Genomic DNA, 25,771 nt, shown 5'->3' on the forward strand with positions numbered 1-25,771 from the left:
TCGCTCGACATCCGCTGAAGCGGTTGCCTGTGCGGTGGACCAGTCAGGTCAATGCGGCGATACCGTCAGCCACCTCCGCGGCGGTAGCGGGACGCGCGTCGTCGGGGCCGATGCACCGTTGCACCAAGGCGGCTTCGGCCTTTCGGAGTTTGACTGAGACCCGCGCCTTTCCGGACACGACGGCCCGGATGGCCAGCATCGGTTGGTCGAGCGGCAGTTCTCCGTAGAGCCCTTCGCCGGACAGCGCGCGGTTGATCGTCGCGCCCAGCGAGAAGATGTCCGAGGCCCGGGACTGCGCTTCGCCCTGGAGCAGGTCGGGATCCGTGAACTCGACTGAAGCAGTGGGAGCGAAGCTGGTGACGTTGCCCTGTGCCTCTTCGAATACGCGGGCAAGCCCGAGATCTGAGAGCCTACCCCCGTCGGCGGCGACCATGACATTCGCGGGTTTCACGTCACCGTGCACAAGGCCGTGCTCGTGGAGCTCGTGCACCGCTCGCGCCGCATCTTCGAGCGCCCGCAGCGTTTCGGTTCGGGACAGCTCACGGGCAGGTAATGCCAGAGAGCCGAGGGGAAAATACTCCATCGCGTAGAAGAAGTTCTCCTCAAGGACCACATCGTAGATTTCTACGAGCCTGGGCGAACGCACCGCAGCGAAGGCCCGCAGTTCACGAACGCCGCGACGGTACGCGTCCGCGTCGACGGCCGCGTGAAAGACCTTCAACGCCACTCGGTCGGCCGCCAAGCCGAGCCGATCAGGCGGTTCAGCGAGGTAGAACCGCCCGTGGTTACCCTGACCGATCATCCCGAGGATCCGGTAGTCAGCAATCGCCGCCGGGATGGAAGTTGCATCGACGGGCATCTTTGCGTCCTTGGGTCGGGCAAGTGCTCGCATGCGGCGGGCATATGCGGCGGATGAGTGTCGCGGCACTGCGATTATGGTGCACTATTCGCCGTGGCACACACGTTCGCATACGTCATGCTCGACATCGCGGTGATCATCGTGGTCGCGCGAGTGTTCGGACGAGTCGCGCGAAGGCTGCGCCAACCTGCGGTGGTCGGCGAGATAGTCGCCGGTATCGCACTGGGGCCGAGCCTGCTCGGCTGGCTGCCCGGGAACCTCGACACAATTCTTTTCCCGCCTGAGGTGTTGCCCTACCTCAAGATTCTCGCTCAGCTCGGCCTGGTCCTGTTCATGTTCATCGTCGGGCTCGACCTCGACCTCTCGCTGATCCGCGGACGGCATAAACGGGCGGGCGCGATCTCGCTGCTTTCGATCATGGTGCCCTTCGGCCTCGGCGTCGCATTGACCATGGTGCTTCACCCGCTGCATGACCAGGTCGACGGCGAGAGCGTTCCGTTGGTCGGTCTGATGCTGTTCATGGGTGTGGCGATGTCGATCACCGCCTTCCCCGTGTTGGCCCGGATCTTGACCGAGCGCAGGATGAACCGGACCGCAGTGGGGGTGGTGTCACTGGCCGCAGCGGCAATCGACGACATCGCGGCGTGGACCTTGCTAGCCGTGGTGTACGCGGTCGTGACAGGCGGCAGCCTGCTCTCGGTGCTTCGGATTGTCGCGATGTCGGCCGTTTTCGTCGCGGCTATGTTCCTCCTAGTCAAACCGGCATTGGCCCGATTGCTTGACTGGTACGGGCGCGCCGGGCGAGTCACGCCGGACATGTTGGCCGTCATCCTGGTCGGCATTCTCTTGTCGTCGTTGATCACCGAAAGAATCGGCATCCACGAAATCTTCGGCGCCTTCCTGTTCGGCACAATCATGCCTCGAGCCGGCGCGCAGCACTTCACCCGTGACATCCTCGAACGGATCGAACAGATCAGCGTCCTGTTGCTGTTGCCGATCTTCTTCGTCGTCGCCGGGTTCGGCGTGAACGTTCGCGCCTTCGCAGATGCCAGCCTACTGTGGCAGCTCGCGTTGATACTGCTGTCCGCCATCGGCGGTAAATTCCTCGGCGCGTTCCTCGGTGCCCGGTCCCAGCGGATGACGGTTCAACACAGCAGCGCGATCGGGGTGTTGATGAACACCCGGGGATTGACCGAGTTGGTCATTCTTCTGATCGGAGTCCAACTGGCGGTTCTCGACACCGCGATGTTCACGATGATGGTCATCATGGCCTTGGTCACCACAGCGATGACCGAGCCGTTACTTCGCTTCGTCTATCCCGAAAAGGCTGTCCAGCGCGATATTGAGGCGGCCGCGAAGGCCGCTCTGGGACCTGACCAGAGGAGCCGGGTGCTCGTCGTCGTGGACTCGACGCCCAATGCGTTCACCGAGCGGATGGTGCAGTTGGCCGACGCGGTGCTTCCCGAGCGTACGCACGGTGAGATTCTGTTGACTCGCTTCCTGACCGCGGATGAGGACTCCCACCCCTTTGAATTGGGAGCCGGCCCGATGGCCGACTTGGCCGGCATGGCCGAGGCGGTGGAGGCGCTGAATCGGTTCGCCGCAGGAACTACGGCGACCACTGCCCGGCTTCAGGTGTGGTGCCGGTTCAGCTCGGTACCGGAACAGGATGTGCTTCGACAGGTGGCCACATCGGCAGCGGATTATCTGATCATCAGCGAAACATGGATGCGCCGATATCCGGAGGCATTCGAGGCGCTCGATGCCGTCACCGTGCTGGTAGTACCGGCCGAGCTTCCTGCGGCGTGGATGGCGGCTGGGGGGGACGCGGCGTTGGCGCTCTCCACCGACGTGGTGTATCTCCGAGATGACGGCGAGGCCGACGGTGCCCGCGCCGCGTTGGTCGCCGCGCGGGCCGCTCGGCAACTCGGCCGTCGTCTGACGGCTGTGGTGCCTGGCGATAGGGCACGCCGGCGATTGCAATTAGCGTTCGAGCCCTTGCGCGACATGGACATCCGCATCGTGCCAAGCGGCGAGCCGGAGCGGCTCTGGGACGGTGAGGTGACCGCGGCCGCCCGCGTGCTGGACCGGACCGGCGGGTCACAGCTCAATCTGCGGGACGCGGTCGCGGACCTCGGATAGGTCGCCTGCGTGCACCGGTTCGTTCAAATGTGGGCGGCCGGGGACTCGAAAGTGATTCGACGTCCGCCTATCTGCACCTCGGCCCCAGGCTTCAGCAGGTGGGGGCGTTGCGGCGCAATGCGCCGCCACAAGTCCTCGTTCGCCTGCTTGACTCGAGTGCCGTTGGTGGAATTAAGGTCGACGACCGAGACGTCCCAGTCGATCAGGCGAATCGCGATATGAGCGCGCGACAACTCCCCGGCGGGATCGACCAGTTGAATCGGCGTCGCGCTCGAACCGGCCGGTGACGATATGTTGGGATCGCGACCGATGACCAGGTCGCTGTTCAGCACGATGGTCGTCCCGTCGTCGAGAACCAGGAAGCCCAATGGCGGGCGTTCGCCGAAGATGATCTCCTTGGTCTGGTTCATCCGCAGCCCGCATAGGCGGCAGAAGCTTACCCGGGGATCATTAAAATGCCTTCGTGCGCATATGATTCCGCCGACACCCCGCTCACGGGTGCGCGGCGGGGGCTGTCGTTTAGCTTCGGCGCGCCGCCGGACCGGCAACGGGGCGCGCCGTGGTGGTGGCTGGTCGTCGGGTTTGAAGGTTTCGAAGACCTTGGGTGGCACCAAGTCGACCGGATGCCGGCTGTCCGGAACTGCCGGTGGGATGGGTTCGGCAGGCGAGGCGACCGGAAAGCGGACCTCCTCCGGCCATACCACCGCTCCCGAACCCTGCGCCACCCCCTCGACCAGTGAACCGATCCCTCGCTCGGTCGGCACCGTTGCAGTCGACCCGTCCTGCTCCACGACGTAGAGCGCCACACGGCGGGTCACCGGTCGCACGACACGCCGCGGCGGTGCCGGGGGTGTCGCTCCATGCAAGATTTCCGGCGCGTCGGCGTCATAGACGGTCACTGCCACCGCGCCCCTCAAGATCACCGCGTACCCGTCTGATGCCGGCGCCAAAATCCCGAACTCGACGTCGGCACCCTGCGCTGACGCCCACGAAGCCACGGATCCGGCCAACGCATCACCGAGCTTGTCGCCCGGGGCGGTATCGGCGGCGACGACGAGCGCATATAGCGCAGACCAGACGTTGAGCGCGTCCGAGTCAACGTTCACCGGCTTCGAGTCGCGATGCGCGACAACGCACGTCGCGCCCCGTGCACAAGCAACGAGGTGACCGCCGGCAAGAACCTCCACTTGGCTCCCGGTCACAAAAACCGCCCCCCCTTGAACCGCCAGCGGTGGAACACCGCCCGCATTGGGCCGTTGACAACTAACCAGAACACCAACCACGTCACGATGAACTGGATGAGGAAGGCGGCCACCGACGGTCGCATTGACTCGGGCACCACGGTGGTGGTGTAGCGCAGGAGCAGCCAGATCAGCAGTCCCTCGTTGATCGCGGTGAGCAGCCCGAAGAGGGTCGGCCAGTCCTTCTCCCAGCGAAACTGCTGCAAGAAATGGTAGAGCAGCTCCCAAAGCACCCCGACAAGCACAACCGCCAGCAGGACCGAAAACGTCACCCCGTAGCTCTCCGGTAGTGACAGCCGTCCCGTCGGCAGTACCGGCGTGAGGACGAGAGCGACGACGGCTCCGATGATGCCGAGACCCAGCACACGGGTCTGGATGCGGCCGTTCAGCGTTGGGAGCATGACCTTCTCAGATCCTGCTGTTGCGTGCCCATGACACCCACTGACTCATCGATCGTAGCGGGCCCATCCGAGGACAGAAGCCGTTGGCGGCAAGATCGTCGGCGATCTCCTGCGCCGCGATCTGAAGTCCGAGGAAGGTGTCAACGCCGGGAAAGTAGCCACCCAGAGTCGCGGTCCCCGAAGCGTACATCCGACCCTCGCCGCTGCGGGTGCCGATGAGCTCGAACGTCGTGTCGACGTCGAGGCGGCCCTTCGGATTGCGGCCGGCGCCAGAATGGTCGAGGAGGTCGGCCAGGACCCGGTGCTCACGGATATCCGCCTCAAGACCCGTACAGTCGATGACGAAGTTCACCGTCACGTCGAATGGATGTGTTGGTGATCGAAATGGAAGCGGCTGACGATGGTCGGGGACGATCGTCGCGGTCAGGCCTTGGTGATCGTGCGTCGGCCGCAGGTTGCGGGCGCTGCCCGCCATCACCTGATACCAGCCCTGACTGCGGCCCCGGTGTAACTGATTCTGCCAACTCTTGCGTACCGGGGTGTTGGTGCCGCCCATCTCGTCGTAGGCTCGCGCACGCGCCTCGCCTTCGAGTTTGCGCATCTTCGCCTTGAGTTGACCGCCCCACACCGACTTCGGATAGTTGAAGCCCTGGTGTGCCCACCCGTGGGCACCCTTGCGGCGCATGAAGATGCCGGATCCGTGCGACGACGCCACATACGTGCGGAAGAGGTGCAGGATCGTGGTCTGCAGCCCATAGCGGTCACGGTCGTCGATCAGCCGCTGCAAGACCCGTGATGCGACGATGCCACTACCGCGAATCATCACTGTGCCCGGACGGCGCTGAAGTGACTGGTAGACGTGCTCGTGCGGTTCATAGGCGATGACGACCTTCGACGGATCCTGGTATCTGACCCTGAATTCTTGAAGTTCGGGCAGCATCTGCAGTCCCGGGTAGCCGATGGCGATGTGGACATACATACTGCGGAACGCGACGCGCTTGGTCGGCGACGATCCCGGCGGCGGTGTCAGGATTGTGAAATAGCCGCCACCGTTGCGCCGCCGGGTCATCCTCACGTCGCCGAGGTGGACCGACTGCGCATATCCGACCCGGTTGTACTCCCGTTCGAGTGACTCGAATACCTGGCCGGCGGTGGGCGTGTAGTAGTTGGCGAAGATGGGCTCGACGAGCACACCCCACAGTGGTGTGAGGAAGCCTGATAAGGACTTGGCGGAGAAGGCTTCGCGAACCGCATAAGAGGGGAAACCCCAGATATTGTCGGGCGTCGACGAGGAATCGGAGCGTATTCGCTCGTTGCGTGGTATCTGGGACACCCTGGTGAGGTACTCATAGCTGGCCCACGGAATGGCTTCCGGACCGAGTACGGCGATCGCCGAGGCGGGCACACCGTATATGCGCAACGTGTCGAAAGTGACGAACGACCCGATGCCGCCGCCCACGGTCACGAACGGTACGTCGACGATCGGGATTCCGGCTGCTGCGACCATATCGTCGGCCCAAACGTCGGTATTGATCAGTTGCGGAGTGAGATCACCGGGCATGCACGCTCTCCAGGGTGAGTCTGCAGGGTCGGGCGAACCTTGATGACTGTGCCATCTTCGTCGAAGACGGGGTGCGTGCGGTCACCTCCGCATTTAACGGCGGTTAGCCACCCATCGCACGGTGTTTCGCGGAAAGCGGCCGACAGGTGCCACTCGGCGCAGGGAACTCACAGCGGGATGTTCTTGTGCCTGCCGCGGCGGGCGGGCGCCTCGGCCAGCGCCTGGGTCAGCTTGCTGCGGGTGTGTGACGGGTCGATCTTCTCGTCGACCACGCCGATGTCGATCGCCGAATCCACGCCGCCGGCGAGCTTCTCGTGCTCGGCGGCCAGCTCCTCGTGCAATGCCTCGCGCTCGTCCGCGGGCGCAGCCGCGAGCTTCTTCTTGTGCAGGATGCCGACCGCGGCCTTGGCGCCCATGACGGCGACCTCGGCGTCGGGCCATGCGTACACCTTCGTCGCACCCAGCGACCGCGAGTTCATCGCGATGTAGGCGCCGCCGTAGATCTTGCGGGTGACGAGCGTGACCCGTGGCACTGAGCACTCGCCGAAGGCGTGCAGCAGCTTGGCGCCACGCCGCACGACGCCGCCCCACTCCTGGTCCACCCCGGGCAGGTAGCCGGGCACGTCGACGATGTTGACGATCGGAATGCCGAACGCGTCGCACAGCCGCACGAAACGTGCTGCCTTCTCGGCACTTTCGGAATTCAGGCAGCCGCCCAGCCGCAGCGGGTTGTTGGCGATCACGCCGACGGTGCGGCCGGCCAGCCGGCCCAGGCCGATCACGATCGACGGCGCCCACTTGCCCTGGAACTCTTCGAAGGGCTCCGCGCCGTCCGCGCGCGAATCCAGAAGAGCCTCGACGATCGGGTGCACGTCGTAGGCGCGCCGCGCCGACTCGGGCAGCAGCGCATGCAGGTCGGTGTCACCGGCCTCGGCCTTGGCCCGGTCGAAATGGCCCTGCTGGCAGAACAACCCGACCAGCCGGCGGCCGCGTTCGTAGGCGTCGAGCTCGTCGTCGGCCACGATGTGGCACACGCCCGACTTCTTGTGGTGGGTGTCGGGGCCGCCGAGGGACGCCATGTCGACGTCCTCACCGGTGACGCTGCGGACCACGTCGGGGCCGGTGACGAACACCCGGCTCTCCGGCGCCATCACGATGACGTCGGTCAGTGCGGGTCCGTAGGCGGCGCCGCCCGCGGCGAAGCCGACGACGACGGAGATCTGCGGGATGTAGCCCGAGGCGCGGATCATGGCCTCGAACACCAGGCCGACGGCGTGCAGAGCCTTGACGCCCTCGGCGAGCCGGGCGCCGCCGGAGTGCCAGATGCCGACGATCGGGCTCTGCTCCTCGATCGCCTGGTCGTAGGCGTTGACGATGTGGGCACACCCCTCGACGCCCATCGCGCCACCCATGACGGTGCCGTCGGTGCAGAACGCGACGGTGCGCACGCCGTTGACGGTGCCCGCCGCGGCGAGCACGCCGGAACGGTCGCGCTCATGCAGCAGTTCGACGCTGTCGTCGTCGAAGAAGGTGCTCAGGCGCAGCAGCGGATCGCGCGGGTCCAGTGATTCGCTGACGGTCTCGGGCGCGGTAATCGTCATGAAGATCTCCTAAAGATCAGTACTTGCCGAAGGCGAGTGCGACGTTGTGCCCGCCGAATCCGAACGAGTTGTTGATCGCGTATTGGTAGTTGCCCTGCCGCGGCTCGCCGGCGACCACGTCCAGATCGATCTCCGGATCCAGGTTGCGCAGGTTCAGCGTCGGCGGGATGACTCCGTCCCGCAAGGCCAGCACGGTCAGGATGGACTCGACCGCGCCGACTGCGCCGACCGAGTGGCCGAGCGCGGCCTTGGGTGCGTACACGGCCGGATAGTGGCCGCCCATCGCGTTGTTGATCGCCTTGCCCTCGGCCACGTCGCCGACGCTGGTGCCGGTGGCGTGCGCGTTGACGTGGTCGATATCGGTGGGCTGCAGCCCGGCGAGCTGGATGGCCCGAGACATCGCGTGCCCGGCCTGCTCACCGTTGGGATCGGGCGCCACGATGTGGTAGCCGTCCGAGGTGATGCTGGCGCCCATGATGCGCGCCAGGATGTTGGCGCCACGGGCCTTCGCGTGTTCCTCCGTCTCGATGACCATCAGGGCGCCGGCCTCACCGAACACGAAGCCGTTGCGGTCCTTGTCGAACGGGCGGCACGCACCGGCGGGGTTGTCGTTGGTGGTGGACAACACGATTCGCATCTGGGCGAAGCCGGCGATCGGGACCGCCTCGATCTTGGTCTCGACGCCGCCGCAGATGGCGACGTCGGCTTCGCCGAGCACGATGTTGCGCCACGCGTGTGCGATGCCCTCAGAACCCGATGCGCAGGCCGACACCGGGGTGACGACTCCGGCACGGGCCTTGCGCTCGAGCCCCACGGCGGCGGCGGCCGCGTTGGGCATGTACATCTGCACGGCCAGGGGTGAAACGGCCTTGAGGCCCTTGGCACGCATGCCGTCGTAGCTGAACACCAGCTCCTCGGTGGAGCCCATGCCGGTGCCGATCGACACCATCAGGCGCTTGGGGTCCACCTCGGGCGAGCCCGCGTTTTCCCACACCCGCCTCGACAGCACCGTCGACATCTTCTGCAGGTACGACAGCCGGCGCAGTTCGACCCGCGTCAGCTCGTGGTCGAACCCCTCGAGGAGATGGCCGCCGATCCGCACCGGTAGGTCATACTCCTCGACGAACGGGTCCTCGAGCTTGCGGATCCCGCTCTGGCCGTCGAGCAGCTTCTTCCAGGTCTCGTCGGCGCTGGTCGCCGCGGCAGTCGTCATCGCGATGCCGGTGACGACCACGTTGGGAAAACCGTTCCCCGTCGAAAGGGGAACCAACCCTGCCATTACTGCTCGAAACCCTTTCCCGCTCAGTAGCGCCCGAAGGCTAGGGCGACATTGTGTCCACCGAACCCGAACGAGTTGTTGATGGCGTACTGGTAGTCGCCGTATCGAGGCTCGCCCGCAACAACATCGAGATCGATCTCCGGATCGGGGGTCTCGAAGTTGAGGGTCGGCGGGATCACGCCGTCGCGCAGCGCGAGCACGGTGAGCGCCGATTCCAGCGCACCCACCGCACCGATGGAGTGGCCGAGCGCCGACTTGGGCGCGTACACCGCAGCGTGCTCGACACCTGCCACCCGGATCGCGTTGGCCTCGGCGACGTCACCGATCGAGGTGGCCGTCGCGTGCGCATTGACGTGGTGAATGTCGCTGGGCGACAACCCCGCCGTCTCCATCGCACGCTTCATCGCCTGGCCGGCACGCAGGCCGTCGCTCGCCGGCGCGACCATGTGGAACGCGTCCGACGTGATGCCTGCGCCCATGAGGCGGGCCAGCGGCTTGGCGCCGCGGGCCTTGGCGTGCTCCTCGGTTTCGATGACCATGAGCGCGCCGGCCTCGCCAAAGACGAACCCGTCGCGGTTCTTGTCGAACGGCCGCGACGCGCCCGCCGGATCGTCGTTGTTGGTCGACATCGCGCGCATCATCGAGAACGCCGCGATCGGCAGCGCCTCGATACCGCCCTCGACACCGCCGACGACGGCGATGTCGGCGTCACCCATCACGATCTGACGCCAGCCGTGCGCGATGGCCTCCGAACCCGACGAACAGGCAGACACCGGGGTGATGACCCCGGCCCTGGCGCCCAGTTGCAGGCCGATTACCGCGGCCGCACCGTTCGGCATGATCATCTGCACCGCGAGCGGCGACACCTTGCGGGGGCCGCCCTCGTTCATCGCGTCGTAGGTCTCGACGATTTTCTCGCCGCCACCCAGACCGGTGCCGACGACCACGGCGAAGCGATCCGGGTCGACCTCGGGGGTACCCGCGGTCTCCCAGAGCTGGCCACCGAGATGCTTGGCCATGCGCTGGACATACGACATGCGTCGCATGTCCAGTCGCGTCATGTGGTCGTCGATCGAGTCGACGAGGTGGCCACCGATGCGGACCGGCAGGTCCCACTTGGTGACGAACTCGTCCTCGAGGACGCGGATGCCGCTCTCGCCGGCCAGCAGCCCCTTCCACGTGCTCTCGATGTCCGCCGCGACCGACGTGGTCGCCGTGACGGCGGTCACGACGACGTTGGGGAAACCGCCGTTAGCAGTGGAAGGTTTACTCATGCCCGATCGGCTTCGATCTGCGCGCGGATGGCCGCGGCCGCTTCGGGGTTCTCTTCCTCGAGCTTCTGGATGTAGGAGACGACGTCACCGACGGTGCGCAGGCCGGCGAGGTCCTCGTCCGGGATCTTCACTCCGTACTTGTCCTCGGTCTGCACGGCGATCTCCACCATCGAAAGCGAGTCGATGTCCAGGTCGTCGACGAACGACTTCTCCGGGGTGACCTCTGACGGCTCGATACCGGTGACCTCTTCGATGATCTCGGCGAGACCGGCGATGATTTCATCCTGACTGGCGGGCACAGTGGCTCCTTCTAATTGGTTGTTACTTCGGTGATTTGACGCTTTATGCGGTTGTACTGGCTAAAGCTCTGCGAGCCCGTCCAGATCAGCGGGGGACTTGACGGCGTGCGTCGGCACCCCCCGAAGTTCACGTTTTGCGATGCCCGTCAACGCCCCCGCGGGCGGGAACTCGACGATCGCCGTCGCCTCTGCTTCTTGGAAGCGCTGGCGCATGCTCTCGGTGCACAGGTCCCAGCGCACCGGCCTGGTCATCTGCGCGACCAGCTTGCTCATCGCGTCGGCCGCCGACGCCACCGGCTGACCGTCGGCGTTCGACAGTAGCGTCGTGGTCGGCTCATTGGTCGTTACACCGGCGGCGGCGGCGGCATAGCCGTCCAGTGCCGAGGCCATGTAGTGCGTGTGGAAGGCGCCGGCGGTGGCCAGCTTGCGCACCCGCGCCTTCTCCGGCGGATCCTCGACCAGCTTGTCCAGCGCTGCCACCGCACCAGCGGCGACGATCTGACCGGCGGCGTTGCGGTTGGCCGGCACCAGGTCGAGCGCCTCGAGCCGCGCCAGCACGTCGGCTTCCTCACCGCCGAGTACGGCGGCCATGCCGGTCGGCTCAACCGCGCACGCCTTGGCCATCTCGCGGCCGCGGGTGGCGGCCAGCTTGACGGCGTCGTCGGCGGAGATGACACCGGTCATCGCGTAAGCGGCGATCTCACCGACCGAATGGCCCGCCACCACGGTGTCGTGGCCGGCGATGACGCCGCGACGGGTCAGCTCCTCGTGGGCCAGCAGCGTGGCCGCCACCACCAGGGGCTGGGTGACCGCGGTGTCGGTGATCTCCTCGGCGGTCGCGGTGGTGCCCAGGGTGAGCAGGTCGAGCCCGCTGATCTCGGACCACGCGGCGAGCCGATCGGTCGCACCGGGCAGCTCGAGCCACGCGTTGAGCATGCCGGGGGTCTGAGAACCCTGTCCGGGCGCAAGGAGCGCGAGCGCAGTCTTCTGAGGCACGTCTCTAAGAGAACATTGTGAAGACGGTTTTGCGCCGTGTAAGAGATTATGAACATCGTCTTATGTTTTTGTGGGACCTCCACAAAACAGCATGTGATGCGACGCTACCGAGACCGCTCCGCTATCTGGACTTCGCTTACTGGACCGCGAATGTGGAGGAACGAAGGGCCGGACGGGCCGTGGCCACGGTGTTTGCCGAGCCTGTGTGGTATGGCTGGCGGCCCAGCCGGTTGACGGTGGCCGCCACCCGCAGGACATAGGCGTCGCGCGGCAGCGTCGGATCGCGGCCCGTGAAGTCAGCTATTCGTTTGAGCCGGTAGCGGACCGTGTTTGGATGAACGAACAATTTGCGGGCGCATGCTTCGATGGCGCCGCCGGAGTCCAGATAAGCGTCGAGGGTGTCGGTCAGCGCCGGGCCGGCGTCCGCCAGCGGTCGCATCACCTCTGTCTCGAGTGCCGTGATAGCCGACACATCGCCGAGCAGCGCCCGCTCGGGTAGCAGTTCGCGCGCCGACACCGGCCGCGGCGCTCCGGTCCAACCCGCCACGGCGTTCATTCCCGCGATGGCCTCGGTGGCGCTGCGATGCGCGGTTGCCAGGGTGGGCGCCGTCGGCCCGAACACGACGGGGCCGTCGGCGAACACGGTGAGGATCTCGGTGAGGAACCGATCGGTCGGCGACAGCCCGCCCGACACGATGGCCACCAGCCAGGTGCCGTGCACGTCGGACAGCGCCGAACGGCCGTGGCGGGCGACCACATCGTGAACGTCGTCGCTGGCCAGGTCGATGCGGTCGGGTGGCGGCAGCCCCACGATCACTGTGGCGGGGGCGGTCGCGTCCCAGTTCAGCGCGGCGGCCTGCGACTGCAGGTCGGGTCCGGTGTCGCCGCGCACCACCGCGTCGACGACGTTGGCCTCCATCCGGGTGTCCCAGGCGCCGCGCGCCTCGGCCTGATCGGCGTAGGCCGACGCCGCGGCGAACGCGAGATCGCGGCTGTACCGCAGGATACCCGCGGTCAACGCGGTCAACTGTTCCTCGGTGCGGGCCAGCAGCGGCACCACCTCCTCGAAGAACTCCATGGTGACGCGCACCATCTCGACCGACTGACGCAGCGCGATGCGCCGCCGTAGATCCTGCGGCACCACTTCGAAAGCCTGTGCGGTGTAGCTGACGTCGCTCCGCGGGTCGCGCATCCATTCGACGAAGTTGACCACTGCGGTCTGCACAACCAGTTGCACGCTGGCCCGCTGGGAGGCCTCGAGTTCGGCGAAGAACGGCAGCCGGTCCTCCATCGCCCGCACCGCTTCGGTGGACAGCCGGCCGGAGTACTGCTGCAGGCGCCGCAGCACGGAGTCGGGCACCGTCTCGAGCACCTCGACCGTCGACTTCGGCGGGACGAACCGGTTGTCAGGCATGCATAAAGGCTACGCCATCGCTATGGAGGAATCCTCCAACACGCCAGCGCGGAAGCGGGAGCGGGCAGTTAGGCCACGCCCGGGTCGGATGTCTGCTCCGGCGCGGCCATCACGTCGTCGATCTCGTAGCGCTGCGCGGCCTCCACCGCGACGGACTGGTCGATGTTCCCATCACGCGCCAGCCCCTCGAGCACGGCGACGGCGATCGACTCGCCGTCGGTGTTGTAGTAGCGCCGCGCGGCGGGCCTGGTGTCGGAGAAGCCGAACCCGTCGGTGCCCAGCGTGATGTAGGTGCCGGGCACCCAGGCCCGGATCTGTTCGGGCACCGCACGCATCCAGTCGGAGACCGCCACCACAGGGCCGGCCGCGTCGCCGAGCACCTTGGTGATGTACGGCGTGCCCGCGGGCCGGTCCGGGTGGCGCAGCGCGTTCTTCTCGATCTCGACGCCGTCGCGGTTGAGCTCATTCCAGCTGGTCACCGACCACACGTCGGCGGCCACGTCCCACTCCTCGGCAAGTAGCTCGGCCGCCTTGAGCGCGGACGGCATGGCCACCCCGGAGACCAGGATCTGCGCGACGTTGGACCGCTTTTCCGGCGCCGCCTGGTAGCGGTAGATGCCCCGCAACAATCCTTCGACGTCCAGGTTCTCCGGCTCGGCGGGCTGCACGTAGGGCTCGTTGTAGATGGTCAGGTAGAAGTACACGTTCTCGGGGTTCTCGCCGTACATGCGATGCAGGCCGGACTCGACGATGTAGGCGATCTCATAGGCGAACGCCGGGTCGTAGGCCACCACGGCCGGGTTCGTCGAGGCCAGCAGCAACGAGTGCCCGTCGGCGTGCTGCAGCCCCTCGCCGACCAGCGTGGTGCGCCCGGCCGTTGCCCCCAGCACGAAACCGCGGGCCATCTGGTCGGCGGCGGCCCAGAGGAAGTCGCCGGTGCGCTGGAAGCCGAACATCGAATAGAAGATGTAGACCGGGATCATCGGCTCGTTGTGGGTGGAGTATGAGGTGCCCGCGGCGGTGAACGTCGCCGTCGAACCGGCCTCGTTGATGCCCTCGTGCAGGATCTGGCCGGTTTCGCTCTCCTTGTACGCCAGCATCAGGTCCGCATCGACGGACGTGTAGAGCTGACCGTTGCGGTTGTAGATCTTGAGGCTGGGGAACCACGAGTCCATGCCGAAGGTGCGGGCCTCGTCGGGAATGATCGGCACGATCCGCTGACCGATGCCGGTCTTGTCCCGATCGCGCAGTATCTCCTTGAACGTCCGGACCGTCGCCATGGTGGTGGCGACCTCCTGCTTGCCCGAGCCTTTCTTCAGCGCCTTGTAGGTGTCGTGGCCGGGCAGCGTCAGCGCTCGCGACTTGGTGCGGCGTTCGGGCAGGAATCCGCCGAGCGCCCGACGCCGGTCGAGCATGTAGCGGATCTCGGGTGCCTCCGGACCGGGGTGGTAGTAGGGCGGCAGGTAGGGGTTCTCCTCGAGCTGGGCGTCGCTGATCGGGACGCGCTGCGCGTCGCGGAAGTACTTGAGGTCCTCCAGTGCCAGCTTCTTCATCTGGTGGGTGGCGTTGCGGCCCTGGAAGTGAGCGCCCAGCGAGTATCCCTTGATGGTCTTGGCGAGGATGACCGTCGGCTGGCCCTTGTGCTCGACGGCCGCACGGTAGGCGGCGTAGACCTTGCGGTAGTCGTGGCCCCCGCGCTTGAGGTTCCAGATCTCGGTGTCCGACATCTTCTCGACGAGCGCCTTGGTGCGGGGGTCGCGCCCGAAGAAGTGGTCGCGCACGTAGGCGCCGTCGTTGGCCTTGTATGTCTGATAGTCCCCGTCGGGGGTGCTGTTCATCAGGTTGACCAGCGCGCCGTCGCGGTCGGCGTGCAACAGCGCGTCCCACTCGCGGCCCCACACCACCTTGATGACGTTCCAGCCCGCACCGCGGAAGAACGACTCCAACTCCTGGATGATCTTGCCGTTGCCGCGAACCGGTCCGTCGAGGCGCTGCAGGTTGCAGTTGACGACGAAGGTGAGGTTGTCCAGCCCTTCCATCGCGGCCACGTGGGCGCAGCCGCGGCTCTCCGGTTCGTCCATCTCGCCGTCGCCGAGGAACGCCCAGACGTGCTGGTCGGAGGTGTCCTTGATGCCGCGGTCGTGCATGTAGTGGTTGAAGCGGGCCTGGTAAATGGCGTTCAGCGGGCCGATGCCCATCGACACCGTGGGGAACTCCCAGAAGTCCGGCATCAGGCGGGGGTGGGGATAGGACGGCAGTCCGCCGCCGGGGTGGCTGTGCTCCTGGCGGAAGCCGTCGAGTTGGTCGGCGGTCAGCCTGCCCTCGAGGTAGGCGCGCGCGTAGATGCCCGGCGAGGCGTGGCCCTGGATGAAGACGTGGTCTCCGCCGCCCGGGTGGGACTTGCCGCGGAAGAAGTGGTTGAAGCCCACTTCGTAGAGTGCGGCCGACGACGCGTAGGTCGAAATGTGGCCGCCCACACCGACTCCGGGCCGTTGCGCACGGTGCACCATGATGGCGGCGTTCCACCGGATCCAGGTCCGGTAGCGACGCTCGACGTCCTCGTCGCCGGGAAACCAGGGCTCCAGTTCGGTAGGGATGGTGTTGACGTAGTCCGTCGATGTCAGCGCCGGGATGGCCACGCGCTGTTCGCCGGAACGCTCCAGCAGGCGTAACAGCATGTAGCGCGCGCGGGCCGCGCCGGACCGGTCGAGCAGTTCGTCGAACGATTCGAGCCATTCGCCGGTCTCTTCGGGGTCGATGTCGGGCAGATACGAGGCGACGCCTTCGCGAATGACGCGGACACGATCGGGTTCGGCTGCGGTAGTGGAGTTTTGGGCCTGGTCCTGGCGCGCGAACTCGGTGGTCAACTTCCGCTCCTTGGTAGGCGGTAATGATGCTGACGTGATCGGCGCAGATGTTCGCTGCGCCCCTCACGTGCGCGGTGGGTGCCGTGCGCTCGTGTGCCCGGCCACTCCATCCTTCTCCCATCCTGCCGCACGCGCACCGTTAGGGGTGGCGACTGGAATGAACCTACGAGCGTCGGAGCGAACCGGTAACGTCTGCAGACCGTGGTGATCGGGGCGCGGTCCAGCGTGCGGCTGCGAATCGCGGCGCTGGCCGTGGGCAGTGTGGCCGCCGCAGGCATGGTCGTCGTCGGCTGCAGCAGCGTCACGGAGGGCTCCCCGAGCGTCGACAGCGCCGACGCGCCGGCCTACCGGGCGTCGGTCTCGGCGTCCATCGAGGAGTCGGCCGCGCGTTCCAGCGCCCGGGAGTCCGAGCGGCAGGCGTCGTTGACCACCGAGGCGATCCACTCGTCGTGTGAGGCGCTCAGCTCCAGCAGCGTCGACGCGATCACCGCCGTCAACGCCTACGTCGACGCCTTCAACGCCAGCGCCGCAGATGCGACCGCCAAGGCAGGACCGGCGATCGACGCCCTGAACCAGAGCGCTGACCTGGTGGCCAGCAGCGTGACCGATCCGCTGACCCCCGAGCTGCGCGACGCCCTCAACGGCTGGATCGACGCCGCCAGGGGAGTGGCCACCGCGATCGAGGGCAACTACGGACCCGACGAATTCAACGTGGCCATCACCCGGCTCAACGACACGAAGACCACCGCGCTGAACCTCTGTGACGCCTCATATTGACCAAACTATCGACCAACCTTGCCGCCAGGCATCTGCTCGCGCGCGTCGGCGTGCGACGATAGGGCTTGACTCTCTGCGCGTCGTGCGCTTGAGCCGGCTGAAGGAGGACCGACGGTGGTCGCGGCGGATGACGCCCCGAACTACGCCCGCAGACTGGGCATCCAAAAAGATCAGGTTGTGCAGGAGTTGGGCTGGGACGACGACGTCGACGATGACATCCGGGCCGACATCGAAGAAGCGTGCGGCAGCGAGCTGCTCGACGAGGACGCCGACGAGGTCATCGACGTGGTGCTGTTGTGGTGGCGCGACGACGACGGTGACCTCGTGGATGCGCTGATGGACGCCATCACCCCGCTCGCCGACGACGGTGTGATCTGGGTGGTGACGCCGAAGACCGGTCAGCCGGGCCATGTGCAGCCCGCCGACATCGCCGAGTCGGCTCCCACCGCGGGGCTGATGCAGACGTCGTCGGCCAACCTCGGCGATTGGATCGCCAGTCGGCTGGTGCAGCCGAAGTCAAAGGCCGCGGGGCGGCACTGATGTGGGGGCACCGCCCGCGCGGAGCGCAGGGGGACGCTTGCGCGAAGAAGAGAACAGGTCTGATGAGCGCTTGCGCGAAGAAGAGACAGGCTCGATGAAGAAGAGACATTCTGATGATTGAGGTGGGAACCGAGGCGCCGGACTTCACGCTCAAGGATCAGAACGGCCAGCCCGTCACGTTGAGCAGCTATCGCGGGGACAAGAACGTGCTGCTGGTGTTCTTTCCGCTCGCCTTCACCGGCATCTGCCAGGGCGAGCTCGACGAGGTTCGGGACAAGCTGCCCGAGTACGAGAACGACGACACCGCGACGTTGGCGATCTCGGTCGGTCCGCCGCCGACGCACAAGGTGTGGGCGACCCAGAGCGGCTTTACGTTTCCCGTGCTGTCGGACTTCTGGCCGCATGGAGCGGTCGCGGCGGCCTACGGCGTGTTCAACGAGTCCGCCGGCATCGCCAACCGAGGCACGTTCGTCGTCGACCGTGACGGCATCGTGCGGTTCGCCGAGATGAAGGGCCCCGGCGAGGCCCGTGATCAGGCGCTGTGGACGGACGCGCTGAAGGCGCTGAAGTCCGGCTGAGGTGATTTCTCCTCGCTGGTCGGGGGCGTGTAGCTTGCCCTGCAGGGGCGCGTAGCTCAGTGGTAGAGCTCTGGTTTTACACACCAGCGGTCGGCGGTTCGATACCGTCCGCGCCCACTCATCCCGGCGGAGCGAAGAACTCGAGCGCGATGCCGTCGGGTCGAGGCCCTGCGACGTTGCCCAGTGCAGGGAAGGCCATGATTACTCCTCGCTTGTCGTGAGTACGGTCATTCGCCGCTGGGGGCCAGGGCGGGTTTACACCGCAAACCGGCAAGGCAGTCGCCCCAGTTTGAGACGCCCCGGGTTGTGCGTCGGCGTACTCGCGGCGCGGCCTTCTGGAGCGCGCCGGCGACACCTTCGCGCCACTGGTCGCACCCGCCGATGGAGCGCCGCATCGACAGTTGGTCGCTCGGTTTGCCGCGCCGAGAGGAAGTGGCCGAGAGGAAGAAAAGGTCGCGTTCAACAATATTCCGGTTGATCAAATTGATCTAGATTGATTATCCGGCCGAGTTTATGTCTCAAAATGTGCGTGGGGCCTTGACGAAAGGCAAGAACACAGCGAAGATCTCCTCAAGGGGTGTCAGATGCGGCAGCTAATTCGTCCAAAGGTTGGATACCGCGATGTTTGCGCCGCGTGCGTTTGTGTATAGGTCAATCTAGACCAGTTGTCGGCAGAAGGTCGATCAAGATGCCCGTCATCAGACCAGCAAATAAAGTCGGCGTTTCGCCGCTACTCTCGCAATCGCCTAACGAAAAAGTCCCGCCGAGAAACTCGGCAAAAATTAGATATGCAAAGTACGTCGGCCGGACAGGCGCGTTGGCGCTCGTGCTGGGCATAGGTACGGCGGTAGCTGTTCCAGGTCTGGCGAATGCGGTGCCCGGGTCGGAAACTGACTCGGGCACGACCTCTACGGCTGCGGATCAGGCGCCTACTGAGACCGAGAGCCCTACGACAACAGCGGCGACCGGGGAAACTTCCGTCGGCGCGACGGGCTCCACCGCGACACCGCCAGACCTGAGTCCGTCGCCAGCGACAGTCGCCGAGACCAGCATCACGAATCGAACCTTGACGGTAGGTTCTGCGGACTCGCCGCCAGTAGTTGTAAGCAGCTCCGGCGGTTCACTTCAGTCGGCGTCCACTGAAGATCAGTCGGCGTCCACTGAAGATCAGTCGGCGTCCACTGAAGATCAGTCGGCGTCCACTGAAGTTCAGTCGGCGCCCACCGAAGTTCAGTCGGCACCGTCTCCGGCTGCTGCCACCCCCGGCACAGCGGTTAGGCCGACCCTGCCGGACACGTCGGCGGCTGACTCCCGACAACAGCGGGCGCCGGCCTCGCACGGCACCGGGCGTGCGTCGATACCAAGCGCTCGCACCACGGCCGATCTTCAAGCGCGGCCGCCGAAGGATACGGCGCAACCCAGCGCCAGCAAAGTAGTAAAAGTTGGCCTACCCTCGCCGACATCGGCACCCGTGCAGGACCCGTTGAATCCGTCGGCGTCAGTTGTCCGATCGCTTCCGGTAACCGCGCCGACAACGGTCTCAGAGGGGCCTACGACACTGGACGTGGCGGTGAACGCCCTGTCGCGGGTGCTGTCAGTGATGGGGTTCGGCGCCCCCGCCGACGACCTTCCCAACGCCCCTGCAGACGCCCTCTTGTTGGGGCTGTTGGGTTGGGTCCGCAAGCAGGATCGCGATCGCCTCGTGGAGCAGCCGATCGGGTCGTCCGTGACCGCCGCCTCAACCGGCGACGCCGGAGACACCTCGATGATCGTGGCTTCACGTGAGACGGCCGTTTCCGCTGCGGACACAAGCGGGTTCACGGCGAATGAGTTCCACAGCCAAGATGCCGCGGTGACGGAATCGGTGTTGTCGGCGCTCAGCCCGAATCAGGCACCGGTAGTGGCAACGACGACTCTCAGCGCGCCGGACCAGGCCACGGGTGTGGTCACCGGTGCGGTGACGGCCACCGACGCCAATGGTGATGCGTTGACCTATTCGTTGTCGGGTGGGCAGCCTGCCGCCGGCACGGTGACGGTCAATGCCGACGGGACGTTCACCTTCACCCCGACGCAGGCGGCGAGGTTGGCCGCCGGGCAGAGCAGTGGTGCTGATTACGCCGGTTTCACCGTGGCGGTCAGCGATGGTCAGAACAGCACCACCACCACGGTCAGTGTGGCGGTGTTGCCGGCCAACCTGACACTGTCGGGCACTTCGGCGCCCACCGGGGCCACTCCGCAGGGTGCGGTGGTGGTGGGCAACCGGGCCTATGTGGCCAACCAGGGCGCCCACACCGTGTCGGTCATCGACGTCACCACCAACAGCGTGGTCAAGACCATCGCGGTGGGTTATGCCCCGACCGGGATGGCCGCCAGCCCCGACAAGACCAGGGTCTATGTCACCAACGGCTGGTCCAACACCGTCTCGGTCATCGACACCGCCACCAACACCGTGTCGGGCACCATCGGGGTGGGTCAGGGCCCGGTCGCGGCGGCGGTCAGCCCCGACGGCACCCGGCTGTATGTCACCAACCTCATCGGCAACAGCGTGTCGGTCATCAACACCACCACCCGCACCGTGGTGGCCACCGTGGCCGTGGGCGCCTACCCCAACGGGGTCGCCGTGAGCCCCGACGGCACCCGCGCCTACATCACCAACCAGTACTGGAACGCGGTGTCGGTGATCAACACCGCCACCAACACCGTGGTCGCCACCGTGGCCGTGGGCACCAACCCGTCCGCGGTCGCCGTGAGCGCCACCCGCGCGCTGGTGACCAACCAGGGCGCCAACTCGGTGTCGGTGCTCAACACCACCACCGCCACCCCCACCGTGATCGCCACCATTGCCTTGGGCGCCGGCACCGCGCCGACCTCAGTCGTGCTCAGCAAAGACGGCACCCTGGCCTACATCGCCAACACCAACGACACCGTCTCCATCATCGACATGACCACCACCACCCCCACCCTGCTGCGCACCGTGGCCGCCGACACCACCCCCGAAACCGGCCACCACATCCTCACGCTGAGCCCCGAGGGCACCCGCCTCTACGTCGTCGACACCGCCGACAACGCCCTACGCTCACTGACATTGACGCGCGGCAACACCGCCCCGGTGGCCGGCACGCCCTCGCAGACCAGCCTCAACACCGACACCGGCGTGGTCACCGGCCGGCTCAATGTCACTGACCCCGATGGTGATTCGCTGACCTACACGGTCACCCCCTCACCCAGCGGGAGCATCACGGTCAGCCCGACCGGGGTGTATACGTTCACCCCCACCCAGGCCGCCCGCGATGCGGCCGCCGCGGGCACCGGACCGACCTCGGTGAGCTTCACCGTGACCGCCAGCGACGGCACCGCCACCCCGGTCTCGGTGCCGGTGAGCGCACCCATCACCGCCTCCCAGCCCGTCGCTAACCGTGCGCCGGTGGCGGGCACCCCCTCGGCGCCCACTGTCAATCAGGCCACCGGTGTGGTCACCGGTTCGCTGAATTTCACTGACCCTGATGGCAATACGTTGACCTACACGGTGCCCAGCCAGCCCAGTGCGGGCACGGTGACGGTCAGCCCGACCGGGGTGTATACCTTCACCCCGACCCAGGCCGCCCGGGATGGGGCCGCTGCGGGCACCGGACCTTCCACGGCGAGCTTCACCGTGACGGCTTCCGACGGTGAGTTCTCCACCTCCTCGGCGCCGATCACGGTCACCATCGTGCCCAGTAATCGTGCGCCGGTGGCCGGCACCCCGTCGGCGCCCACTGTCAATCAGGGCACCGGTGTGGTCACCGGTTCGCTGAATTTCACTGACCCTGATGGCAATACGTTGACCTACACGGTGCCCAGCCAGCCCAGTGCGGGCACGGTGACGGTCAGCCCGACCGGGGTGTATACCTTCACCCCGACCCAGGCCGCGCGGGATGGGGCCGCCGCGGGCACCGGACCTTCCACGGCGAGCTTCACCGTGACCGCCTCCGACGGTCAATACAGCACCTCCTCGGCGCCGATCACCGTCACCATCGTGCCCAGTAATCGTGCGCCGGTGGCCGGCGCGCCGTCGGCGCCCACTGTCAATCAGGCCACCGGTGTGGTCACCGGTTCGGTGAATTTCACTGACCCTGATGGCAATACGTTGACCTACACGGTGCCCAGCCAGCCCAGTGCGGGCACGGTGACGGTCGGCCCGACCGGGGTTTATACGTTCACCCCGACGCAGGCGGCGAGGTTGGCCGCCGGGCAGAGCAGTGGTGCTGATTACGCCGGTTTCACCGTGGCGGTCAGCGATGGTCAGAACAGCACCACCACCACGGTCAGTGTGGCGGTGTTGCCGGCCAACCTGACACTGTCGGGCACTTCGGCGCCCACCGGGGCCACTCCGCAGGGTGCGGTGGTGGTGGGCAACCGGGCCTATGTGGCCAACCAGGGCGCCCACACCGTGTCGGTCATCGACGTCACCACCAACAGCGTGGTCAAGACCATCGCGGTGGGTTATGCCCCGACCGGGATGGCCGCCAGCCCCGACAAGACCAGGGTCTATGTCACCAACGGCTGGTCCAACACCGTCTCGGTCATCGACACCGCCACCAACACCGTGTCGGGCACCATCGGGGTGGGTCAGGGCCCGGTCGCGGCGGCGGTCAGCCCCGACGGCACCCGGCTGTATGTCACCAACCTCATCGGCAACAGCGTGTCGGTCATCAACACCACCACCCGCACCGTGGTGGCCACCGTGGCCGTGGGCGCCTACCCCAACGGGGTCGCCGTGAGCCCCGACGGCACCCGCGCCTACATCACCAACCAGTACTGGAACGCGGTGTCGGTGATCAACACCGCCACCAACACCGTGGTCGCCACCGTGGCCGTGGGCACCAACCCGTCCGCGGTCGCCGTGAGCGCCACCCGCGCGGTGGTGACCAACCAGGGCGCCAACTCGGTGTCGGTGCTCAACACCACCACCGCCACCCCCACCGTGATCGCCACCATTGCCTTGGGCGCCGGCACCGCGCCGACCTCGGTGGTGCTCAGCAAAGACGGCACCCTGGCCTACGTCGCCAACAGCAACGACACCGTCTCCATCATCGACATGACCACCACCACCCCCACCCTGCTGCGCACCGTGGCCGCCGACACCACCCCCGAAACCGGCGCCCACATCCTCACGCTGAGCCCCGACGGCACCCGCCTCTACCTGACTGACGCAGCCGACAAGGCACTGCGATCGATGTCGTTAGTGCGTGGCAACACCCCGCCGGTGGCCGGCACACCGTCGCAGACCGACGTGGATGCGGCCGGTGTGGTAACGGGCCAACTGAATTACACCGACGCCGACGGGGATTCGCTGTCTTACACCGTGCCCACTGCGCCCACCACGGGCACAGTCACAGTAGACCCCGCTACCGGTAGGTACACGTTCAGGCCGACGGAAGCCGCCCGAGACGCGGCCGCGGCGACACCGAACGAGGATTCGGCGACGTTCATCGTAGTCGCGAACGACGGCACCGCCGCCCCTGTTCCGGTATCGGTGACCGTACCGATCGTGCCCTTGCAACCGGGTGACAACCGCGCGCCGATCGCCGGCATGCCGACGATCAACTCGCAAGATCCGGACACCGGTGTGATCACGGGTTCGTTGAACTTCACTGACCCGAACGAGGATTCGCTTACCTACACAGTGCCCAACCAACCGTCTAGCGGCACAGTCGAAGTGGACGACGCCACCGGAACTTATACGTTCACCCCCACGCAGACCGCCCGGGACGCGGCCGCGACGACCCTGGGTGCGGATTCGGTGACGTTCCTCGTGTTCGCCAGCGACGGCACGGCGCCACCGGTATCAACCTCAGTGACCGTCCTGGTTCTGCCGGACCCTGACGCCAATCAACCTCCCGAGGCCGACACGCCCTCGACGACATCGCAGGATTGGCTCACCGGTGCGGTCACAGGCGCATTCAACTTCGTTGATCCGAACGAGGACTCCTTGACCTATCTCGTCCACACTCAACCGAACAAGGGCGCACTCGAGCTGGACGACGTCACCGGCGTGTACACATATACACCCACTGTGGCGGCGCGGTTGGCGGCGGCGCAGACCGTGGGGACCGATACCGATTCGTTCACGGTGGCGGTCAGTGACGGCACCCTGACCACGACTACGACAGTGACAGTGACGGTGTTGCCGGTCAATCTCGGCTCGGCGATCGCGTCGACGAGCACGGGCGCCGGCCCGACAGGGGTTGCGGTAGTCGGCAACCGCGCCTATGTGGTCAACCAGGGTGCCAACGCCGTGTCGGTTATCGACACCGCCACCAACGCCGTGGTCAAAACGATTGCCGTGGGCGCTCGGCCGACCGGGGTGGCGGTGAGCCCCGATCAGACCACACTCTATGTGGCCAACAATTGGTCGAACACCGTGTCGGTCATCGACACCGCCACCAACACGGTCACCGCCACCATCGGGGTGGGGTCGGGCCCGGCCGCGGTGGCGGTCAGCCCCGACGGCTCGCGGCTGTATGTCACCAACCTGACGGGCTACACCGTATCGGTGGTCAACACCACCACACGCACCGTGATGGCCACCGTGGCCGTGGGCGCCTACCCCAACGGGGTCGCGGTCAGTCCCGACGGCACCCGGGTTTATGTCACCAACCAGTACTCCTACTCGGTGTCGGTGATCAACGCCGCCACCAATACGGTGGTAGCGACGGTGCCGGTCGGGTATACGCCGTCCTCGGTGGCGGTGGGTGCCACGCGCGCGGTGGTGACCAATCAGGGCAGCAACTCGGTGACGGTGTTCAACACCACCACCGCCACGCCGACGATCGTTGCCACAATCGCCTTACCTGCGGCACCGACATCGGTGGTGATGAGCACGGACGGCACGGTGGCCTATGTGGCCGGTAGCTACGACACCGTCTCGGTGATCGACCTGACGAGAGCCACCCCGGTCGTGGTGCGCACCGTCACGACGGATACCACAGTCGAATACGGCGCCCACACCCTCACGCTGAGCCCCGACGGCACCCGGCTCTTCCTGACTGACGCAGCCGACAATGCACTGCGATCGATGTCGCTGACGTCGACAGTCACGATCGCCCATGCGCCCCTTTCCATCCCGGGCGGCAACGGATATACGGTGAACGCCACGTGGTACTTCCCGAATCAAGCGGAACCGCCCGTCGGGCTGATCTACCTGCAGCATGGTTTCACCCGCTCCAGCGCAAATGCGACTGCGTTGGCCCTGGACCTCGCCGAACGAACCAACAGCATCGTGGTGGCACCGAATCTTTCCTCGTCACCGAGCGATCCCTTCTACATCTGGAACAGCCCGATAGCCCGCGCGGTTGCCACGATGTTCGAAGGCGACCGCGCAGAACTCACCGCAAGCGCAAGCGCGGCGGCCGGGCAGTCGATCGTGCTTCCTCAACAGTTCGTGCTGGGTGGAGGTTCTGCCGGCGGCAACCTGGTGGCGGAGGCCGCCGAGTACCTCGCGGACGACGGCGCGACCAGCGACCTGAAGGCCCTCATCCTCTTCGACACCACCAACCTCGCCCACGTGAACACCGGTCTGGTCAAAGTGAACGGCGTACCGGTCATGCTTCTGGCCGCGCCGCCCTGTTCCTGCAACGCCTTCGGCGGTCAAACGCAGAGCGTCCTCACCTACGCTCCCGACCGGTTCACCGCGGTGATGCTGGACAACGGGAGTCACCTCGACGCAGAAGGCACCACCACGGATGCAGCAGTCGTGCAGATATGCGGGGGGCCAATCCTTCCGCAGAACGCGACGGCAGTGCAGGTGATCACCGCGGGATGGATCAACGACGTCTTCACCGGTTCCCGCAATGGCATCTATGGTCCGTACGGGACAGTGACCTCGGTCGGCAGCGCGACCGCCCGGGTGATCGGGGTGGGTGACCTCCCGATATGACCATCGCCTTGTTGTGATCTCCCC

General features: G+C 66.3%; 16 protein-coding genes and 1 tRNA gene. 6 read left to right on the forward strand and 11 right to left on the reverse strand.

Features of this window, described 5'->3' with window-relative positions; genetic code table 11:
• Positions 1-43: 43 nt before the first annotated feature.
• Positions 44-859: a serine/threonine-protein kinase gene (locus tag K3G64_RS17995; RefSeq protein WP_238886236.1), complete on the reverse strand. Its 816-nt coding sequence runs from the start codon at positions 857-859 to the stop codon at positions 44-46.
• Positions 860-952: 93 nt separating this feature from the next.
• Here K3G64_RS17995 and K3G64_RS18000 point away from each other — a divergent pair, with 93 nt between their 5' ends.
• On the forward strand, positions 953-3,001 hold the full coding sequence (locus K3G64_RS18000) for a cation:proton antiporter (RefSeq protein ID WP_238886237.1): 2,049 nt from the start codon (positions 953-955) through the stop codon (positions 2,999-3,001).
• A 23-nt stretch (positions 3,002-3,024) separates the two neighbouring features.
• Here the strand turns inward: K3G64_RS18000 and K3G64_RS18005 are convergent, their stop codons facing one another.
• The 10 genes from K3G64_RS18005 to aceE form a co-directional block, all read right to left on the reverse strand.
• The gene (locus K3G64_RS18005) at positions 3,025-4,107 is read right to left on the reverse strand and encodes an FHA domain-containing protein (RefSeq protein WP_238886238.1); all 1,083 of its coding nucleotides are present in this window, start codon (positions 4,105-4,107) and stop codon (positions 3,025-3,027) included.
• A gap of 92 nt (positions 4,108-4,199) precedes the next feature.
• A complete protein-coding gene (locus K3G64_RS18010; protein ID WP_238886239.1) occupies positions 4,200-4,643 on the reverse strand; it encodes a hypothetical protein in 444 nt (147 codons plus the stop codon).
• A gap of 7 nt (positions 4,644-4,650) precedes the next feature.
• Entirely contained in the window at positions 4,651-6,204 is a 1,554-nt protein-coding gene (locus K3G64_RS18015) for a hypothetical protein (protein WP_238886240.1), read from the reverse strand.
• A 167-nt stretch (positions 6,205-6,371) separates the two neighbouring features.
• Positions 6,372-7,805: an acyl-CoA carboxylase subunit beta gene (locus K3G64_RS18020; protein WP_238886241.1), complete on the reverse strand. Its 1,434-nt coding sequence runs from the start codon at positions 7,803-7,805 to the stop codon at positions 6,372-6,374.
• Between the two features lie 16 nt (positions 7,806-7,821).
• Positions 7,822-9,084, reverse strand: coding sequence for a 3-oxoacyl-ACP synthase KasB (kasB, locus tag K3G64_RS18025; protein WP_305071262.1), 1,263 nt, complete (start codon positions 9,082-9,084; stop codon positions 7,822-7,824).
• A gap of 23 nt (positions 9,085-9,107) precedes the next feature.
• Entirely contained in the window at positions 9,108-10,358 is a 1,251-nt protein-coding gene (gene kasA / locus K3G64_RS18030) for a 3-oxoacyl-ACP synthase KasA (RefSeq protein WP_238886242.1), read from the reverse strand.
• Complete coding sequence (acpM, locus tag K3G64_RS18035; RefSeq protein WP_238886243.1) at positions 10,355-10,657, reverse strand: meromycolate extension acyl carrier protein AcpM; 303 nt, start codon at positions 10,655-10,657, stop codon at positions 10,355-10,357. The genes kasA and acpM overlap by 4 nt, the downstream gene beginning before the upstream one ends.
• 60 nt (positions 10,658-10,717) lie before the next feature.
• On the reverse strand, positions 10,718-11,593 hold the full coding sequence (locus tag K3G64_RS18040; RefSeq protein ID WP_238950786.1) for an ACP S-malonyltransferase: 876 nt from the start codon (positions 11,591-11,593) through the stop codon (positions 10,718-10,720).
• A 196-nt stretch (positions 11,594-11,789) separates the two neighbouring features.
• Complete coding sequence (locus K3G64_RS18045; RefSeq protein WP_238886244.1) at positions 11,790-13,067, reverse strand: PucR family transcriptional regulator; 1,278 nt, start codon at positions 13,065-13,067, stop codon at positions 11,790-11,792.
• A 68-nt stretch (positions 13,068-13,135) separates the two neighbouring features.
• A complete protein-coding gene (gene aceE, locus K3G64_RS18050) occupies positions 13,136-15,934 on the reverse strand; it encodes a pyruvate dehydrogenase (acetyl-transferring), homodimeric type (protein WP_238886245.1) in 2,799 nt (932 codons plus the stop codon).
• A gap of 201 nt (positions 15,935-16,135) precedes the next feature.
• Between aceE and K3G64_RS18055 the strand changes: the two genes are divergently transcribed.
• The 5 genes from K3G64_RS18055 to K3G64_RS18075 all read left to right on the forward strand — a co-directional run bounded on the left by K3G64_RS18055 (position 16,136) and on the right by K3G64_RS18075 (position 25,747).
• Positions 16,136-16,711, forward strand: coding sequence for a hypothetical protein (locus tag K3G64_RS18055; RefSeq protein WP_370646982.1), 576 nt, complete (start codon positions 16,136-16,138; stop codon positions 16,709-16,711).
• Positions 16,712-16,825: 114 nt separating this feature from the next.
• Positions 16,826-17,251, forward strand: a complete 426-nt coding sequence (locus tag K3G64_RS18060) for a DUF3052 domain-containing protein (protein ID WP_238886247.1) — start codon at positions 16,826-16,828, stop codon at positions 17,249-17,251.
• 113 nt (positions 17,252-17,364) lie between these two features.
• On the forward strand, positions 17,365-17,829 hold the full coding sequence (locus tag K3G64_RS18065) for a peroxiredoxin (protein ID WP_238886249.1): 465 nt from the start codon (positions 17,365-17,367) through the stop codon (positions 17,827-17,829).
• 45 nt (positions 17,830-17,874) lie between these two features.
• A tRNA-Val gene (locus K3G64_RS18070) sits at positions 17,875-17,946 on the forward strand.
• Between the two features lie 1,447 nt (positions 17,947-19,393).
• Positions 19,394-25,747 carry a tandem-95 repeat protein gene (locus K3G64_RS18075; RefSeq protein ID WP_238886251.1) on the forward strand — a complete coding sequence of 2,118 codons (6,354 nt, stop codon included), beginning with the start codon at positions 19,394-19,396 and terminating at the stop codon, positions 25,745-25,747.
• Positions 25,748-25,771: the final 24 nt, after the last annotated feature.

It is taken from the genome of Mycobacterium sp. IDR2000157661, from assembly GCF_022317005.1.
Classification (GTDB): domain Bacteria; phylum Actinomycetota; class Actinomycetes; order Mycobacteriales; family Mycobacteriaceae; genus Mycobacterium.